The organism is Streptomyces sp. WY228, from assembly GCF_019287315.1.
GTDB classification, from domain to species: domain Bacteria; phylum Actinomycetota; class Actinomycetes; order Streptomycetales; family Streptomycetaceae; genus Streptomyces; species Streptomyces caviscabies.
Genome location: NZ_CP079114.1, coordinates 5,369,286 through 5,386,079 on the forward strand (window position 1 = coordinate 5,369,286; position 16,794 = coordinate 5,386,079).

Consider the following 16,794-nt stretch of genomic DNA (forward strand, 5'->3'; position numbering starts at 1 on the left):
ACTACCCTTCGTGCCCGGTCACTTGCCCAGGTACGCGCTGTAGATCTTCACCGACGAGGTGTTGCCCTTCTTGTCGGTGACCTTGGCGGAGAAGGAGATCGCCTTGCCCTTGGCCGGGTTCTTGACGGTGATCTTCCCCTTCTTGACCGTGACCTTCTTCCAGGTCTTGCCGCCGTTGTAACTGACGTACGTCTTCAGCGACTTCAGGTTCTTGCCCGCGGCCGCGCCGTGCACCTTCACCGGCACCGAGACGGTCTTGCCCGCCTTGACCCGGCCGTCGGCGCCCACGGCCGGGGTGAACCGGACGGTGGAGACGGGCAGCATCGTGAACGCGGTCTTCTTCGAGCGGAACGTCCACGCCGAGTCCACCCGGGTGGAGAGCGGGTTGACCTTCGCGCTGTGCTTGACCGTGGTCGTCAGCTTGTAGTCGGCCGCGCCCGCCGGGACCTTGAAGGACTCGAAGCCGGTCACCGGGTCGGTGTTCTGGCCGAGCTTCTTGCCGTTGCGGTAAAGGACGGTCTTGGCCGAGGTGAACACCATCCCGCCCGCGTTGCCCTGGCCGTCGGCCAGCAGCGGGAGGGAGCCGGTGATCTCGTTGCCCTCACGGGCGACGCCGTAGTCCTTGTCGACCAGCGGGCCGAACACCCCGGTGTTCACGGACTTCGGGTACGTCTTGCCCGCCTTGTACGCGGCCTCCTTGCCGACCTGGTAGTTGGCCTCGTACGTCGGCCAGCCGTCCGCGTCGAGCGGGCCCTGCTGGTCGAAGTCGAAGGTCCAGGTCACCTTGTCCGCGGTGGAGACGTACAGCGTGCGGGTGCCGGGCAGCTTCTGGTCGATCGAGGTGGCCCAGCCACCGCCCTGCGTGGGCAGGAAGGGGAAGGCGGTGATCGAGCCCTTCTTCTTCGGCGCGGCCGAGCCCATGGCGATCTTCACCTTGGCCAGCTGCGCCGAGGTGAACTTCCGGTCGAAGCCGGTGGCGAGCTGCTTGACCGTGCCGCCGACCGCGATGTCGTACTCGGTCGACGCGCCCTTGCTCCAGGTGCCCGACCAGTGCTGGGCGAGCGAACCGTCGGTGATCTTCGGGCCGACGTGGAGCGTACGGATACCGGCAGGCGAGTCCATCACCCAGCCGAAGGAGACCGCGTCGTTCGCGGCCTCCACCACGTAGTCCGGGGAGAACAGCTCACCCTTCGCCTTCGCGTCCGGCAGCGTGACCTTCACCGGCTTCGCCTTGCGGGCGTCGAACGTCAGCGAGGTGTTCTTGGTGACCGCGACCTTGGGCTGCGCGATCCAGTCGGCGCCCTTGGTGACGTCGTCCGGGTCCTTGTACACCGTGGAGTTGGCCACGTACGTGCCCTTGGGCACCCGGATCTTCGCCGTGCCGTCGACGACCTGCGGGCTCAGGAACGGGTTGCCGGACTCCACACCGAAGCGGAAGAGCGTGCTGTCCACGTAGGCGGCCGGGCGGCCGTCCCGCCCGAGGTGCTTGATGGAGACGTCGTAGCTCTCCACCTCACGCTCGACCGCGGCGGCCGTGCGCACGGTCTGCCCGCCGCCGGTGGCCACCAGATAGGCGGAGTACGTGCCGTCGACGGTGCCGCCGAGCCGGGTGTCGGCGGTCAGCGTGACCTCCGCCGTGCCGCCCGCCGGAACGGTCACCTTGTCCGCGCCGAGCGTGAAGAAGCCGGCCGGAGCGGGCTTGCCCTTCGGGTTGGTGCCCGTCGCCTTCAGATCGAGCGTGACGTCGCTCGTGCCGAGGTTGCGGTACGTGACCTTCTCGGTGGCCGGCTTGTCGTCGGCGTGCGGCCACTGCTGCACCCCGAAGCTCACCGAGACCGGTTCGGCGATCACGGTCTGGGCGATCGCGCGGTCCACCGCGATCCGGCCGGAGCCCTGCTGGAACGGGTTGTACGCACCGGGCTTCGTCGACGCCGTCAGCGCGCCCTTCAGCTCGGCGTACGTCCAGTCGGGGTGCTGCTGCTTGAGCAGCGCGGCCGCGCCCGCGACATGCGGGGTGGCCATCGACGTACCCGAGATGGTGGCGTAGCCGGCGGGCTTCTCGCCCACCTCCCGGGCGATCAGCGAGCCGGGCGGGATGGCCGCCGTGGTGTCCACGCCGGGGGCCGTCACATCCGGCTTGATCGCACCGTCACCGATCCGCGGGCCCCGGCTGGAGAAGTCCGCCAGCTGGTCCTTGTCGTCGACCGCGCCCACGGTCAGCGCGGCGTCCGCGCTGCCGGGCGAGCCGACGGTGCCCGCGCCGTCGCCCTCGTTGCCCGCGGCGATGGCGAACAGGACGCCCTTCTCGGCCGACAGCTTGTCGACCGCCGCCTCCAGCGGGTCCACCTCGGGGGTGTCCATGCCGCCGAGGCTCAGGTTGACGATGTCGGCGCCCTGGGCGACCGCCCACTCCATGCCGGCCAGGATGCCGGAGTCGTCGCCGTACCCTTCGTCGTCGAGCACCTTGCCCGCGAGCAGCTTGGCGTCCGGGGCCACGCCCTTGAACTTCCCGCCCGACTTGGCGCCGGTGCCCGCCGCGATCGACGCGACGTGCGTACCGTGGCCGACCCGGTCCTTGGTGTCCTTGGCGTCGCTGAAGTTCTTCTCCGCCAGGACCTGGCCCTTGAGGTCGGGGTGGGTGGTGTCCGTCCCGGTGTCCAGGACCGCGATCTTCACGCCCTTCCCGGTGAACCCGGCCTTCCAGGCCGCCGGAACGCCGATCTGCGCGACGCTCTTGTCGAGGCTCGCCCGGCGCACCCCGTCCAGCCAGACCCGGTCGATACCGGCCGCGGTGGTGACCCGCTCGCCGTCCGCGCCCCGGTCGGTGAGGGCCTTCCAGATATCCGGCGCGTCGGCGGTCGGCGTCGTCACCGACTCGGCGTTCAGCGAGGTGAGGCTCCGGCCGACCTCGGTGCCGCCCGCGTCGCGGACCTGCGCCTTCGCGGCGGCGGCCTGCTTGCCCCGGTAGCCGACGATCAGCTTCAGGCCGTCCTTGCGGGCCCGGAGGTTCTCCGGACGGCTCAGCTCGGTGACGTCGAACAGCCGGCGGTCCAGCTTGCCGGAGACGATCAGCCGGTGGGCGTCGGCCGGGATGACGAGCGTGTGGCCCTTGTTGCTCATCCGCTGGACCGGGATGTTCTCCCGGCCCTTCGCGGGCCGGAAGGCGACCGGCTTGCCCTGGGCGTCGACGGTGACCCGGTCACCGGTGACGAGCGTCAGATGACGCACCTCCCGGTCCTTGGCCCGGGCGCCGGACGCCCCCTTCGGATCCGGCTGGGCGACGGCGGTCTGGGTCATGCCCGCCGCCAGCGCCACGGCCACCGCCGCGGCGACCGCCGGTATGCACGCGTTCCTCACGTGTCTGCGCAACTCTCCCCCTGGAGAACTCGATGGTTCCTCAACCCGCCGGTCCGCAGAGACGCAGGAATGACGGCTGCGGCCGTCGGTTCACCGAACTAGAGGGAGAGCCGGGGGGATTGGTTCACAGAAGGAGCACAGGTCTTCCGGAGTTGACGCGAAACAGCCCCTCCGTGGCGGGGGTCACGCACGGGGCTCCGATGAATTTCGCCCGCCGCTCCGGTCTGCCTGGTGTGGATGCCGAAAATCCGATCGCCCTGACCGTGACCGGCCGGGTCAGCCGCGCCGTCGTACCCGACCTCTGCGCCGAACTGGAGCGCGCCCTGGCCGGTCCTCACGGGGCCGCGCTCGCCCCGGGCGCGGCGGTGGACTGCGATGTGGGCGGAGTGGTCCGGCCCGATCTGACCCTCGTCGAGGCGGTGGCCCGGCTGGGCCTCGTCGCCCGCCGGTCCGGCCGCACCCTGCGGCTGCGCCGCGTACCGCCAGAACTCCGGTCACTGCTGGACCTGGTGGGGCTGGCCGACGTGGTGGCCCTGGAGGAGGACCCGGGGGAGCGGGTGCCGGACGCGCGCTGACGGCGGGGGAACGGCGCCGGGCACGCGCCGCCCGTACGGGCCCGGCGTCTGCCGGACCCGTACGGGCGGGCGTACGTACCTACGTACCGCCGAAGGCCGTTACGCGTCCGCCGGCAGCCGGTCCGGCAGGCCGAACAGCGGGAACCAGCGCGGGACGTCCAGGAAGCAGTGCATCCCGGTGATCGCCCCGTCCCGGATGTCGATGACCTGGACCGCCCACGGCACGAACCCGGACCCGTCCTCGGCGGGCTTGTAGTGCGCGAAGCCGGGGGAGCCGTTGGCGGAGACGGGCACCAGCTTGGAGCCGGCGCAGGCCGCGCCGATGGTGGTCATGAAGCCCGTGATGTCGCCGGTGCCCCGGAGCCACAGGTCGAACGGCGGCATCGTCATCACCGCGTCCTCGTGGAGCAGCGCGGTCAGGGCGGCCATGTCATAGCCCTCGAACGCCTTCACATAGCGCTCCAGGAGCTTCTGCTGCTCCTCGTCCAGCGGGTCCGCCGCGTCGCCCGGCCGGCTCTCCGTCTCGGTCAGCGTGGCGCGGGCCCGCTGGAGCGCGCTGTTGACCGAGGCCACGGAGGTCTCCAGCAGCTCGGCGACCTCCGCCGCCTTCCAGGCGAGGACCTCGCGCAGGATCAGCACGGCCCGCTGCTTGGGCGGCAGATGCTGGAGGGCGGCGACGAACGCCAGGCGCACCGACTCGCGCGCCACGGCCGCCTCCGCCGGGTCCTGGAGCGACGGCAGGATCCGGCCGTCGGGCATCGGCTCCAGCCAGACGTTCTCCGGGCGGGGGCTCAGCGCGGCCTGGGCGAGCGGGGTCGGGCCGGTCAGATCGACCGGGCGGGCCCGCTTGTTGCCCGCGTTCAGCATGTCCAGGCAGACGTTGGTGGCGATCCGGTAGAGCCAGGAACGCAGCGAGGAGCGGCCCTCGAACTTGTCGAAGTTGCGCCAGGCGCGGACCAGGGTGTCCTGCACCGCGTCCTCGGCCTCGAAGGCCGATCCGAGCATCCGGTAGCAGTAGCCGGTCAGCTCGACCCGGTGCCCCTCCAGACGGCTGTCGATCCCGGCGTCACCGCCCTCGGAACCCGCCGCCGCTCCCGCGTCCGTCGTCGTGGTCAGGTCGCTCATCGCTCCACCCCTGTCGCGCGCAGCCGCGCTGTGGCATCCGTCACCCGGTACGTCGGAAGCTACCGCAGCCCACTGACAGCCGGGGCGGAAAGAGGACAAGGGGTACCGGACGCCGTGGCTCCGGCCACGATCCGTCCGGCACCCCTCGGGATGCGCTCAGCGCCTCGCTCAGGTCCCGGGCTTGCGCCCGTACACGTACACGTCGTCGCCGTTCTTCAGCAGTTTCCAGTATGCCTTCGCGTCGGCGGGGCGCATGTTGACACAGCCGCCGGAGCCCGGCGGGTTGTACATGGACTTGGTGACCGAGTGGAACGCCTGGCCGCCGTCGAAGAACTGGGAGTGCGGCATCCAGACCTTGTAGATGGTCGACCAGTGCTTGATGTTGCGCCAGTAGATCTTCTTGGCGCCGGTCCGGGTCTCCGCGCCGTCCCGGCCGGTCCGGACCGGCACCGGACCGTACTTCAGCTTCTTGCCGTCCTGGATCCAGCTCAGCTGCCGCGTCAGGTCGACACAGGCGATGCGCCCCTTGTTGGTGGGGCACTTCTTCGCCTTGTTGGGGTTCTTCCCGGCCGCCTTCTGGGCGAGCATCGTGTTCATCGTGCGCCAGGTCAGCGGACCGGCGTAGCCGATGGTCGGGGTGATCCCGTGCTTCTTCTGGAACTTCTGGGTCGCCTTGCAGTCGGCCGTCGACTGCTTTCCGTCCACGGGCCGCTTCAGGAACTTCTCGACCTGCTTCTGGTGCGGTCCCACGGACTTGGTGCAGGACGCCGCGTGGGCGGCGGTGCCGGTGCCCAGGACCAGGGCCGGGGCGGCCACCAGTCCGGCGACGGACAGTGCCACCCCACGCCGCAACCGTCTTCCGGGTATCTTCGCCGTGACTCCCATGCGCGCCAACTCCCCTTCGCCCACAGTGCGTTGTTGGTTACGCCTGGTAGACGTGCGAAGGGGAGCCGTGGTTGCGCGCCGGAATGTCTCGGTTGTGCTTCAGCGGCCGGCGGAGCGGGTCGGGGGGCAGCGGTTCAGCGGGTGGCCGGGACGAGCGCCCGCCGCTCCGCACGCGCCACCCGGGTGCCGTACAGGGTGATCGAGACGACGCCGAGGACCGCGAGCAGGCCGAGCGCCACCGTCGCCGTCCAGCCGCCCGTGTGGAAGGCGACCGCGCCCAGCGTGCCGCCCGCGCTGGAGCCCAGGTAGTACGCCGACTGGTAGAGCGCCGAGGCCTGCGCCCGGCCCGTCGTGGCCGTCCGGCTCACCGAGGACGAGGCGACCGCGTGCCCGGCGAAGAAGCCGGCCGTGATCAGCACCAGGCCCAGCAGCACCGCGGCCAGCTGGTCGGCCAGTGAGAGCAGCAGCCCGGCGGTCGTCGTGGAGACCGCCAGGTAGAGCGCGCCCCGGCGGCCGAGGCGGGCCACCAGACGTCCGGCGGCGGCGGAGGAGACCGTACCGACCAGATAGACGAGGAAGATCGACCCGATGACGCCCTGCGGCAGGCTGAACGGCTCCTCGACCAGCCGGTAGCCGATCACCGTGTAGACCGCGCCGAACACCGTCATGAACAGCGCGCCGATCGCGTACAGCCGCACCAGCAGCGGATCGGCCAGATGGCCGGCGACGGTCTTGGCGAGCGCCTTCGGGTTCAGCGAACCGGGGCGGAAGTTCTTCGCCTTCGGGATCAGGAGGTGGAACACGACGGCGCACGCCAGCGCGAGCAGCCCGACCGCCGCGAGCGCGGCGCGCCAGCCCCAGGCCTGGGCGACCCAGCCGGTGAGGATGCGGCCGCTCATGCCGCCGATGCTGTTGCCCGCGACGAACAGCCCGATCGCGGCGATCAGCGCCTTGGGCCGCACCTCCTCCGCCAGATACGCCATCGCGGAGGCCGGAAGACCGGCGAGCGCCGCACCCTGGACGGCGCGCAGCGCGATCAGCGCGCCCATCGACGGGGCGAACGGCACCAGCAGCCCGACCAGTACCGCGACGGTCAGCGAGGCCGTCATCATCTGCCGCCGCCCGAACCGCTCCGAGAGCGCGCTCAGCGGCAGCACGAACAGGGCCAGCGCCCCGGTCGCGGCCGAGACCGTCCAGCTCGCCTGCCCGGCGGTCGCGTCGAACGACGCGGAGACGGCGGGCAGCAGCGCCTGGGTGGAGTAGAGGAGGGCGAAGGCCGCGACACCGGCGGCGAAGAGGGCGAAGCTCATCCGGCGGTAGCCGGGGCGGCCGGGCTCCAGGCGCTCATGGGTGGCGGCGTCGGGCGCGGCGGTGGTGGTGACGGGGGACTGCGGGGCAGAGGCATCCACGGCGATGGTGGATGCCCCGGTACTGGCGGGAGGCATAGGTCGAAAGTAGAGCGAGACGTTTCATGCGTCCAATGCATGAAACTGCCATAATCGATCCCATGGTGCATGAACGCAGCTCAGGGCCTCGGCTGTCACCGGGCAGTTACGAAGAAGACATCCGGGCCGTACTCGCGCCCCGCCTCGCGTACTTCGAGGCGGTCGCCCGCCACGAGCATGTGACCCGCGCCGCACACGAGCTCGGCGTACCGCAGTCCACGCTCTCGCGCGCCATGGTCCGGCTCGAAACGGACCTGGGCGTCGCCCTGTTCGCCCGCAAGGGCCGCACCGTCTCGCTCACCCCCGCGGGCCGCACCTTCCTCGGCTCGGCGGAACGGGCCCTGGCCGAGGTGGAGAAGGCCGCCGACTCGGTCCGGGCGGACGCCGACCCGACGGCCGGCCGGGTCTCCTTCGGCTTTCTGCACACCATGGGCTCGGAGACCGTGCCCGCCCTGATCCGCGCCTTCCGGGTCGACCACCCGAGGGTCCGCTTCCAGCTCGTGCAGAACTACGGCGAGGCGATGATCGAACGGCTGCGCGCGGGCGGCCTCGACCTCTGCCTCACCTCACCCGTGCCCGACGCCCCCGATCTGGTCGCCCGCCGCCTCGACGAACAGCGGCTGCGCCTGGTGGTCCCCGACGACCACCGCCTCGCCTCCCGCCGCCGGATCCGCCTGGCGGAGGCCGCCGACGAGACGTTCGTGACGCTGGAGCCCGGTTACGGGCTGCGCCGGATCACCGACGACCTCTGCGCGGAGGCGGGCTTCACGCCCCGGGTCGCCTTCGAGGGCGAGGAGGCGGAGACCCTGCGCGGACTGGTGGCCGCCGGGCTCGGGGTGGCCCTGCTGCCGCCGCCCGCGGTCGCCCGCCCCGGAGTCGTCGAACTGACGGTCACCGCCCCGCGCGCGGCCCGCGAGATCGGCGTCGCCTGGCTGGACGGACACCCCGACACCCCGCCCGTCGCCGCCTTCAAGCGCTTCCTGCTCTCGCGCCGGGGGAACCTGCTGCCGGACTGAGCCGAGGAGAACAGGCGACGACAGGCCCTGGCGCGGCGGCGGACGGCCTGACCCGACCCGGTCCGGCACCCGCCTCAGTGCCGCAGCGACCGCCCGAACCCGGCGGCCAGCGGCATCCGCAGCCCCAGCGGCGGCGGTGCGGCGAGCGCGTCCGCGACCGGGCGGGCGTAGGACCGGGCGAAGAGCGAGCCGCGCACGAAGTCGGCGGCCAGCGCCACCACTTCGGAGCGGTGCTGGCGCAACGCGTGCCCGTCCGAGTGCACTTCGAAGCGGCAGGTGTCCCGGTTGGCCTTCTTCGCCCGCTCGGCCAGCCGGTAGGACAGCTCCGGGTCGGTGCGCTCGTCGTTGGTGCCGTGCACGATCAGCACCCGCCGTCCCATCAGCTGCTTCACCGGTTCCGGACCGTCCGCCGTCCGCTCCGGCAGCCACGGCGCCATCGCCAGCACCGAGGTGACCGCGCCGTGCCCGGCGGCCCGCAGCGCCGCCCGTCCGCCCATCCCGTGCCCGACCAGACAGACCGGCACATCGCCGTACCGCCGCTGCACCTCGTCGGCGGCCCACGCGGCGTCCTCGGCGGGATGCGCGTCGGCCGCGTTCCAGCCGCGCCAGCGGTAGCGCAGCACATGCACCGCGAGCCCGTCGCCCACCCCGGCCCGGGCCAGCGAACGCGCGAACGGCAGCTGTACCGCGTACGACAGGGTGGAGGGGCGGCGGCGTGAGTCGGCCTCGCCGTCCGGGAGCAGCAGAACCACGCCGCTGACCTCGTCCGTTGCTCCGGCCGTCTGTACGGCCCGTCCCAGCCTGGCTTCGGGCAGGGGAAGTGCGCGCTGTGCCATGACAGAACAGTGTCAGAAGGTGAGGTGTACTCCACCCGACTTCGCGGTCACTGTTACGCATCGACACGAGGCGCTCTACGCGCGTAGGCGCTAGAGTGCCAAGATGACGAGCCAGACCCCGAATGTCCCTGATTCCGACCAGATCCGGCGCGCCCCCAAGGTGCTGCTCCACGACCACCTCGACGGCGGCCTGCGGCCCGGCACCATCGTCGAGCTGGCCCGCGCGCAGGGTTACGACTCCCTCCCCGAGACCGAGGCCGACAAGCTCGGCATCTGGTTCCGCGAGGCCGCCGACTCCGGTTCGCTGGAGCGCTACCTGGAGACCTTCGCCCACACCTGCGCCGTCATGCAGACCCGTGACGCGCTGTTCCGGGTGGCCGCCGAGTGCGCCGAGGACCTCGCCGAGGACGGTGTCGTCTACGCCGAGATCCGTTACGCCCCCGAGCAGCACCTGGAAGGCGGCCTCACCCTCGAAGAGGTCGTCGAGGCCGTCAACGAGGGCTTCCGCGAGGGCGAACGCATCGCCCGCGCCAACGGCCACCGCATCCGCGTCGGCGCCCTCCTCACCGCGATGCGGCACGCCGCCCGCGCCCTGGAGATCGCCGAGCTCGCCAACAGCTACCGCGACCAGGGCGTCGTCGGCTTCGACATCGCGGGCGCCGAGGCCGGGTTCCCGCCCACCCGCCACCTGGACGCGTTCGAGTACCTCAAGCGCGAGAACAACCACTTCACGATCCACGCGGGCGAGGCCTTCGGCCTGCCGTCCATCTGGCAGGCCCTCCAGTGGTGCGGCGCCGACCGGCTCGGCCACGGCGTGCGGATCATCGACGACATCGAGGTCGCCGATGACGGCTCGGTCACCCTCGGCCGCCTCGCCTCCTACGTACGCGACAAGCGCATCCCGCTGGAGATGTGCCCGACCTCCAACCTCCAGACCGGCGCGGCCACCTCGTACGCCGAACACCCCATCGGGCTGCTGCGCAAGCTGCACTTCCGGATCACCGTGAACACGGACAACCGGCTGATGAGCGGGACGAGCATGAGCGGAGAATTCGAGCGGCTGACCGAGGCCTTCGGATACACGCTCGACGACATGCAGTGGTTCACCGTCAATGCGATGAAATCAGCATTCATTCCTTTCGACGAACGTCTCGCGATGATCAATGACGTCGTCAAGCCCGGATACGCCGAGCTGAAGTCGGAGTGGCTTTTCCGCCAGACCGCTGTGACCAGTGGTTCTGCGGTCTCCGGAGGCTGATGAACGCAACACCTGAAAGGGCCGGGAGGCGAAATCCCGGCCCTTTTTCGCGTGTCGCGATGTTTGCGGAGGGAGCTGCGGGATGGCTAGCTTGCAGAGCCGCTCACATCCCCTTCCCCAAGGATGAATTCTCCATGAAGAAGTCTGCTGCCAAGACTCTCGGTGTCGCCGCTCTCGGCGCCGCTTTCGCCGCTGCCGCCGCCGGCAGCGCCTCCGCCGCCCCCTCGCTGCCGCTGGACACCGCGGCCGGGGCGCTCCCCGTCTCGACGATGGCGCTCGACACGGTCGCGCAGTCGGTCCAGAACGCGCCGGTCCAGGACACCGTCGGCAAGGTCCTCGGCGGCGACGCCACCGACGCGGCCGCCCCGGTCACCGGCCTGCTCGGCGGCCTGCCCACCCAGGGTCTCTCCGCCAACGGGATCCCGCTCGGCGGCTGAACCGGCTGAAACCACCAGTGGGGCGCACACCCTGGTCCAGGGTGTGCGCCCCACTGCGCGTATCCGTTCCCCGTCGTGCCGCGCGTCACCAGGCCGTCGCGGAGGAGGCGGACTTCTCCGAGGGCAGCAGCGCCCACAGCGCCAGGTAGAGCAGGAACTGCGGGCCGGGCAGCAGACAGGAGACGACGAAGATCACGCGCATCGTGCCTGCGGAGATACCGAAGCGCCGGGCGAGGCCCGCGCAGACTCCACCGATCATGCGGCCTTCGCGGGGGCGGACAAGTGCGGCAGCCATGGCGGGCTCCTTCGCGAACCGTAGCGGCGGGAGCGGCTTCCTCCGCTCCCCGATGTATCCATGGTGCCGCCGCGAAGGGGTGCGAAGCATCGCTCTACGGTGCGAGGCCGACCCCGGTAATCGTCGGGGTCGACCCCCCAGGGGCCTCGTCCCTGAGACGGGTCTCCTGGCGGTAGCGGGGCAGATCCCGCACCCCGGGCAGTCCCGCCCGGCGCAGCCGCGCCCGGCAGGCCGGCACGACCAGCAGATGGGCCAGCACCACCCCGGTGGTGTTCAGCAGCAGCGAGTCGATGTCGACGACCTGACCGGGCACCCCGGTCTGGCCCAGCTCGATGGCCAGCGAGATCAGCGCCCCGGCGGCGACCGTACGCAGCAGTGAGACCCAGGGCGATACGAAGATCCGGCCCCCGGCCATCGGCAGCAGCACTCCGAGCGGGGCCAGCAGCAACAGCGCACCGCCGATCCGGCGGGCCGCCTCGGCCGGTCCCAGCGCGAGATCCGCCCTGATCCCGGCGAGCGGCTCGAAATTCGCCGCCGTGATCCAGGGAACGTCCAGCGGGCGCAGCGTCAGCCACCCGACGAACAGCAGATGCGCGACCAGGAGAGTGACGCCCGCCGCGCGGAAGTGGATGACGGTCTGGCCGTCCGAACTCTGACGCACGTCCACCAAGACGCCACGACCGGCAGGATCGGTTCCGTACCCGCGCGGCCCGCTGCGTAGAGACGCCCCTGCGGGCCCGATCGCACGGGCACGGGGCACCCGGCCCGGGTCAGTCCAGCCGGATCGCGTCCGGGGTGGCCAGATCGCCCGGCCGGGTCTTCGTCTGCGAGGTGCACAGGTAGCCGCGCGGCGGATAGTCCCCGGGCCCGCCCAGCACCACCGAACCGTCCCGGACCAGCGTCTCGCTCTCCGCGTACGTGCACACCAGCTGGGCCAGCGCCTCCGCCGACAGGTCCTCCGGCTGACTGCTCAGCCGCAGGGCGCCCGCCGGGTCGCCGTCCCTGGCCGGATCCACCCGCAGCCCCGCCGGAACCGCGGTGGTGAACCCGGCCCGCCGCTCGCTCGCGGGCGGCGCCTGCTGGACCTCCTTCAGCAGCGCGCGGGCGACCGCCACCCGGTCGGAGCCGGCCGCCTCCGCCGTCACCGGACGGTCCACGGTGACCAGCTGCGAGGCGCACACCAGATACACCTCGGCGGTCACACTGTCCGGCGACCGGGTGGTGACGTCGGAGGACGACAGCCGGCACGGCACCCGGGAGGGCGCGGCGCCCGCGTCCACCGGCACCGAGGTCGTACGGATCCCGCACCCGGAGGCCAGCGCCCCGGCCGCCACCAGGACGGCCAGCGAGACGGCCGTGCGCCGCCGCAGCGGGCTCCGCCCCCGGTACGTCACATCGCCGCGCTTCACGTCGCCCCGTCCTCGTCCGGGGCCCCCGCGCCCGCCTCGTCGTTCCGTGCGAGCTTCTCGGCGTCGCGCGGCAGCCGCAGTTCGAAGACCGCACCGCCGTCCGGGGAGTTCGCCGCCGTGATGTCACCGCCGTGGATGTGCGCGTTCTCCATGGCGATGGAGAGGCCGAGCCCGCTGCCCTCCGAGCGCGGCCGGGAGGCGCTGGCCTTGTAGAACCGGTCGAAGACGTGCGGCAGCACATCCTCGGGGATGCCCGGACCGTGGTCCCGTACCTCGATGACCAGCTCCTCGCCCTCGGTCCACACCCGGACGCCCACCGGCGAACCGCCGTGCTTGAGGGCGTTGCCGATCAGATTGGCCAGGATCACGTCCAGCCGGCGCGGGTCGAGCCGGACCAGCATGCCGCGCTCCGCGTCCAGGTCCACCGCGTCCAGCCAGGCCCGCGCGTCGATGCAGGCGGTCACCTGGTCGGCGACGTCGACGGTGTCCAGCACCAGCCGGGCCGTGCCCGCGTCGAAGCGGGTCACCTCCATCAGGTTCTCCACCAGGTCGTTCAGCCGCCGGGTCTCGCTGACCACCAGGTGCACTGCGGGCGCGATCATCGGATCGAGGGTGTCCGCCTCGTCCTCCAGCACCTCCGCCACCGCGGTGATCGCCGTCAGCGGGGTGCGCAGCTCGTGCGACATGTCGGCGACGAACCGGCGGCTCGCCTCCTCCCGCGCGCTCATGTCCGCGACCTTCTTCTCCAGCGAGCTGGCCGTTCTGTTGAACGTACGGGAGAGATCGGCGAGTTCGTCCGTGCCGGAGACGGTGAGCCGGGTGTCGAGCTTGCCCTCGCCGAGCTTGCGGGCCGCGTCGCCGAGCCGCTGCACCGGACGCAGCACCGTCGTCGCGGCGGCCTGCGCGAGCAGCGCCGAGCCGACCAGCGCGAGGGCGGTCGCGATCCCCAGCGACCAGGCCAGCGAGTTGAGGTCCTGCCGTTCCTGGTCGAGGGACTTGAGCATGTAGCCGGCCGGGCCGCCGCCGATGATCCGCGTGCCGGCGACCAGATACGGCGTGCCCGCGATGCTCGTCCGCTGCCAGAACAGGTGGTACTCGTGCTCGTTGCTCGACGTCAGCGGCTGCTTGCGGGCCACCTGCTTGCGCAGCGAGTCCGGCACGTCGGACAGCGTGAAGGTGTCCAGGTCGGAGTAGCCCACGATCGGCTTGCCGCGCTCCCGCTCGGCCTCCAGCAGCACGCTGTAGCCCGGGCTGCTGGACGCCATCTCCCCGGCGGCCCGCTGGAGATCGTCCTTGGTGGGACGCGTCGGCAGTCCCGCGGCGGTGTCCTGCATCTGCCGCCGGAAGTCGTCGAGCGCGGTGTCCTGGGTACGGGTCAGCACGGCCTCGCGGTTGAGCCAATACGCGATCCCCGACGCGGACACCGCGGCCACCAGCGCCACCAGCGCGAACACGACGACCAGCCGCATCCGCAGACTGGTCCAGCGCAGGCCGGCGCGCAGCGACCGCTTGGCGGTTTCGGTCACTGAGGCGAGTCCAGCCGATAGCCCACGCCCCGCACCGTACGGATCAGGGTCGGCGAGGACGGCACGTCCTCCACCTTGGCGCGCAGCCGCTGCACACAGGCGTCCACCAGCCGGGAGTCGCCCAGATAGTCGTGCTCCCACACCAGCCGCAGCAGCTGCTGCCGGGACAGGGCCTGGCCGGGGCGGCGGCTCAGCTCCAGCAGCAGCCGCAGCTCGGTCGGCGTGAGCTGCAGATCCTCCCCGTCCTTGGTGACGGTCATGGCGGAGCGGTCGATCACCACGTTGCCGAAGGTCGCCGAGTCGGTCGACTCGCGCTCCCCGCGGCGCAGCACCGCCCGGATCCGGGCGTCCAGCACCCGGCCCTGGACAGGTTTCACCACATAGTCGTCCGCGCCGGACTCCAGTCCCACCACGACGTCGATGTCGTCGCTGCGCGCGGTCAGCAGAATGATCGGCAGTTGGTCGGTGCGGCGGATCCGCCGGCACACCTCGAAACCGTCGATCCCGGGCAGCATCACATCCAGCACGACCAGGTCGGGCCGCTGCTCGCGCAGCAGCTCCAGGCCGTCCTCTCCCGTCGCCGCGGTGGCCACACGGTGGCCCTGGCGTGACAGCGAGAGTTCGAGGGCCGTGCGGATGGCGTCGTCGTCCTCGATCAGCAACAGGAAAGGCACGAACGTCATTCTGGCCCATGGTGGCGCTTCAGTTCGACCTGCGGTCCGGTCCGATTGTCCGGGCACGGCCGCAACTGCCCCTGTGACAGGCCTGTGACAGTCGGGGGACAGCGCCATGAAACTGCCCCGGCAAGCTCTTGGTCAGCAGGGAACGAACGGACTCCACCGATAGGGGGCGCGAGATGAACGCACTGCACAGCACCAGCTCAAGCGCAGTTGTCACGCGTCTCCACGACGTCGGCCGGAGCATGGAGAAGTCCGGTGTGACGAACGTACGGGGGTGTGTTCGGAGCACCGGGCGTCAGCACCAGACGGCTGCGGAGCAGGTGCGCATGCCGTACATGGCGGTGGTCGACGCACCCAAGGCGGCGGCCGGCGCGTACGGGGAGGCCACGGGGGATCGCGGAACCCGGACGGAGAACGCGGACGCCGAAGCGGCGTTCACGGCCTACGTCCAGGAGCGACGGGCCTCCCTGTACGCGACCGCCTACCACCTGACCGGCGACCGGTTCGAGGCGGAGGACCTGCTGCAGAGCGCCCTCTTCTCGACCTACCGGGCGTGGGACCGGATCAGCGACAAGGCGGCCGTCGGCGGCTATCTGCGCCGCACCATGACCAACCTGCACATCAGCGCCTGGCGCAGGCGCAAGCTGAACGAATACCCGACCGAGGAGCTGCCGGAGACGGTGGGCGACACGGACGCGATGCGCGGCACGGAGCTGCGGGCGGTGCTGTGGCAGGCACTCGCCCGGCTGCCCGAACTCCAGCGCACGATGCTGGTCCTGCGGTACTACGAGGGCCGCACCGACCCGGAGATCGCGTCGATCCTCGACATCAGTGTCGGCACGGTGAAGTCCAGCATCTGGCGCTCCCTGCGCCGGCTGCGCGAGGACGAGGTCCTCAGCTTCGGACGTGACGAGCAGGAGTCCTTCGGCGAGCTGGTGGCCTGAGGCTGGGCCCTCCGCTTCGGGGGAGGCGGGGGCCACGGGGGAAGTACGGGGGAACACGGGGGAAGTACGGGGGAACACGGGGGAACACGGGGGAGCAGTAAAACGGGGACCGAGGGGATCCGGGGGAACACGGTGGGGTCGTACGGGCTGGGGGCCTGTACGACCCCACCGTGCATGGAGGCCGCACTTCAGCCCCTCCGGCGTCTGCCCGTCCAGCCCCTCCGGCGTTTGAGGAGCGGGGGCCGGGGCGGAGCCCCGGTTACGACGTCCGCGCCGTGGGAGCCCCCCGCCGGCACCGTCCCGCCGCCGCCGCGGCGAACCGCCCCAACGCCTCCTCCTTGCCGCAGGGATACGCCCCCAGAGCCGTCTGACGGGCCACGATGCGCCGCTCGGCCCGCATCAGCCGCCAGCCGCGCCGCAGCAGGAACGGCACCGACTTGCGGCCCTCGCGCAGATCGCGCACCAGCCGGCGGCGGAACGTCGTGGACGGCCGGCCGCGCAGGCACAGCGCGTCCGCCAGCAGCCCCAGCTCCTGGCAGCGCCGCACGATGTCCGCCGCGAAGATGCCCTCCGCCACGAACAGCGGCGACCGCTCGATGTGGAAGGTCTCGTGGCCCGTGCGGGAGCTGGTGGCGATGTCGTACACCGGAACGTCCGTACGGCCGCACCGGCACAGCTCGGCGATGGCGGCCACCGCCGCCTCCGCGTCCCAGGACGCGACGGAGTCCCAGTCGATGTCCGTGGAGCCGGACACCCGCGGCAGCGTCGGGTCCCCCGTCTCCTTGTAGAAGTCGTCGAGGCGCAGCACCGGAAGGCCGGTGCGGGCGGCCAGCACGGACTTGCCGGAGCCGGAGGGGCCCGCGAGCAGCACGACGCGGGTCGGGATCGGTTGGGAACTCACAGAACAGAAGTGTGAGGCATTGACCCGCGCAGGGGACCCCTCGGGCCTCCTGTTGGTATCCAGCATCACACCTCAACTACTCTGCGCTTACGGACGATTACCCGA

At 71.4% G+C, this 16,794-nt stretch carries 16 protein-coding genes; 5 read left to right on the forward strand and 11 right to left on the reverse strand.

Features of this window, described 5'->3' with window-relative positions:
• Positions 1 to 18 precede the first annotated feature (18 nt).
• On the reverse strand, positions 19 to 3,297 hold the full coding sequence (locus KV381_RS23630) for a S8 family serine peptidase (protein WP_218787286.1): 3,279 nt from the start codon (positions 3,295 to 3,297) through the stop codon (positions 19 to 21).
• Positions 3,298 to 3,557: 260 nt separating this feature from the next.
• Between KV381_RS23630 and KV381_RS23635 the strand changes: the two genes are divergently transcribed.
• On the forward strand, positions 3,558 to 3,932 hold the full coding sequence (locus KV381_RS23635; RefSeq protein WP_030084631.1) for an STAS domain-containing protein: 375 nt from the start codon (positions 3,558 to 3,560) through the stop codon (positions 3,930 to 3,932).
• A gap of 99 nt (positions 3,933 to 4,031) precedes the next feature.
• Here the strand turns inward: KV381_RS23635 and KV381_RS23640 are convergent, their stop codons facing one another.
• The 3 genes from KV381_RS23640 to KV381_RS23650 form a co-directional block, all read right to left on the reverse strand.
• Positions 4,032 to 5,057, reverse strand: coding sequence for a sigma-70 family RNA polymerase sigma factor (locus KV381_RS23640; RefSeq protein ID WP_030084633.1), 1,026 nt, complete (start codon positions 5,055 to 5,057; stop codon positions 4,032 to 4,034).
• Positions 5,058 to 5,225: 168 nt separating this feature from the next.
• Complete coding sequence (locus tag KV381_RS23645; RefSeq protein ID WP_030084635.1) at positions 5,226 to 5,942, reverse strand: L,D-transpeptidase; 717 nt, start codon at positions 5,940 to 5,942, stop codon at positions 5,226 to 5,228.
• A 134-nt stretch (positions 5,943 to 6,076) separates the two neighbouring features.
• Positions 6,077 to 7,387 carry an MFS transporter gene (locus KV381_RS23650; protein WP_030630570.1) on the reverse strand — a complete coding sequence of 437 codons (1,311 nt, stop codon included), beginning with the start codon at positions 7,385 to 7,387 and terminating at the stop codon, positions 6,077 to 6,079.
• A gap of 62 nt (positions 7,388 to 7,449) precedes the next feature.
• Here KV381_RS23650 and KV381_RS23655 point away from each other — a divergent pair, with 62 nt between their 5' ends.
• Complete coding sequence (locus KV381_RS23655) at positions 7,450 to 8,403, forward strand: LysR family transcriptional regulator (protein ID WP_030084638.1); 954 nt, start codon at positions 7,450 to 7,452, stop codon at positions 8,401 to 8,403.
• 74 nt (positions 8,404 to 8,477) lie between these two features.
• On the opposite strand, the gene KV381_RS23660 is transcribed toward KV381_RS23655, so the two are convergent.
• Entirely contained in the window at positions 8,478 to 9,155 is a 678-nt protein-coding gene (locus KV381_RS23660; RefSeq protein WP_032787333.1) for a S9 family peptidase, read from the reverse strand.
• Positions 9,156 to 9,342: 187 nt separating this feature from the next.
• Between KV381_RS23660 and KV381_RS23665 the strand changes: the two genes are divergently transcribed.
• Entirely contained in the window at positions 9,343 to 10,497 is a 1,155-nt protein-coding gene (locus KV381_RS23665; RefSeq protein ID WP_086777918.1) for an adenosine deaminase, read from the forward strand.
• 134 nt (positions 10,498 to 10,631) lie between these two features.
• The gene (locus KV381_RS23670) at positions 10,632 to 10,934 is read left to right on the forward strand and encodes a hypothetical protein (protein WP_086777919.1); all 303 of its coding nucleotides are present in this window, start codon (positions 10,632 to 10,634) and stop codon (positions 10,932 to 10,934) included.
• An 85-nt stretch (positions 10,935 to 11,019) separates the two neighbouring features.
• Here the strand turns inward: KV381_RS23670 and KV381_RS23675 are convergent, their stop codons facing one another.
• The 5 genes from KV381_RS23675 to afsQ1 all read right to left on the reverse strand — a co-directional run bounded on the left by KV381_RS23675 (position 11,020) and on the right by afsQ1 (position 14,838).
• Positions 11,020 to 11,229, reverse strand: coding sequence for a PspC domain-containing protein (locus KV381_RS23675; protein ID WP_030084647.1), 210 nt, complete (start codon positions 11,227 to 11,229; stop codon positions 11,020 to 11,022).
• Between the two features lie 94 nt (positions 11,230 to 11,323).
• Positions 11,324 to 11,896, reverse strand: coding sequence for a VanZ family protein (locus tag KV381_RS23680; RefSeq protein ID WP_030084649.1), 573 nt, complete (start codon positions 11,894 to 11,896; stop codon positions 11,324 to 11,326).
• Positions 11,897 to 11,999: 103 nt separating this feature from the next.
• Positions 12,000 to 12,638, reverse strand: a complete 639-nt coding sequence (locus tag KV381_RS23685) for a hypothetical protein (protein ID WP_218786158.1) — start codon at positions 12,636 to 12,638, stop codon at positions 12,000 to 12,002.
• Positions 12,635 to 14,164 (reverse strand): HAMP domain-containing sensor histidine kinase, encoded by a 1,530-nt coding sequence (locus tag KV381_RS23690; RefSeq protein WP_218786161.1) that lies wholly within the window; start codon positions 14,162 to 14,164, stop codon positions 12,635 to 12,637. Before KV381_RS23690 ends, KV381_RS23685 begins: the two co-directional genes overlap by 4 nt.
• Entirely contained in the window at positions 14,161 to 14,838 is a 678-nt protein-coding gene (gene afsQ1 / locus KV381_RS23695; RefSeq protein WP_006127084.1) for a two-component system response regulator AfsQ1, read from the reverse strand. The genes KV381_RS23690 and afsQ1 overlap by 4 nt, the downstream gene beginning before the upstream one ends.
• 182 nt (positions 14,839 to 15,020) lie before the next feature.
• Between afsQ1 and KV381_RS23700 the strand changes: the two genes are divergently transcribed.
• Positions 15,021 to 15,788, forward strand: a complete 768-nt coding sequence (locus tag KV381_RS23700) for a SigE family RNA polymerase sigma factor (protein WP_218786163.1) — start codon at positions 15,021 to 15,023, stop codon at positions 15,786 to 15,788.
• A gap of 259 nt (positions 15,789 to 16,047) precedes the next feature.
• Here the strand turns inward: KV381_RS23700 and KV381_RS23705 are convergent, their stop codons facing one another.
• Positions 16,048 to 16,755, reverse strand: a complete 708-nt coding sequence (locus KV381_RS23705) for a uridine kinase (protein WP_193463422.1) — start codon at positions 16,753 to 16,755, stop codon at positions 16,048 to 16,050.
• Between the last annotated feature and the right edge of the window lie 39 nt (positions 16,756 to 16,794).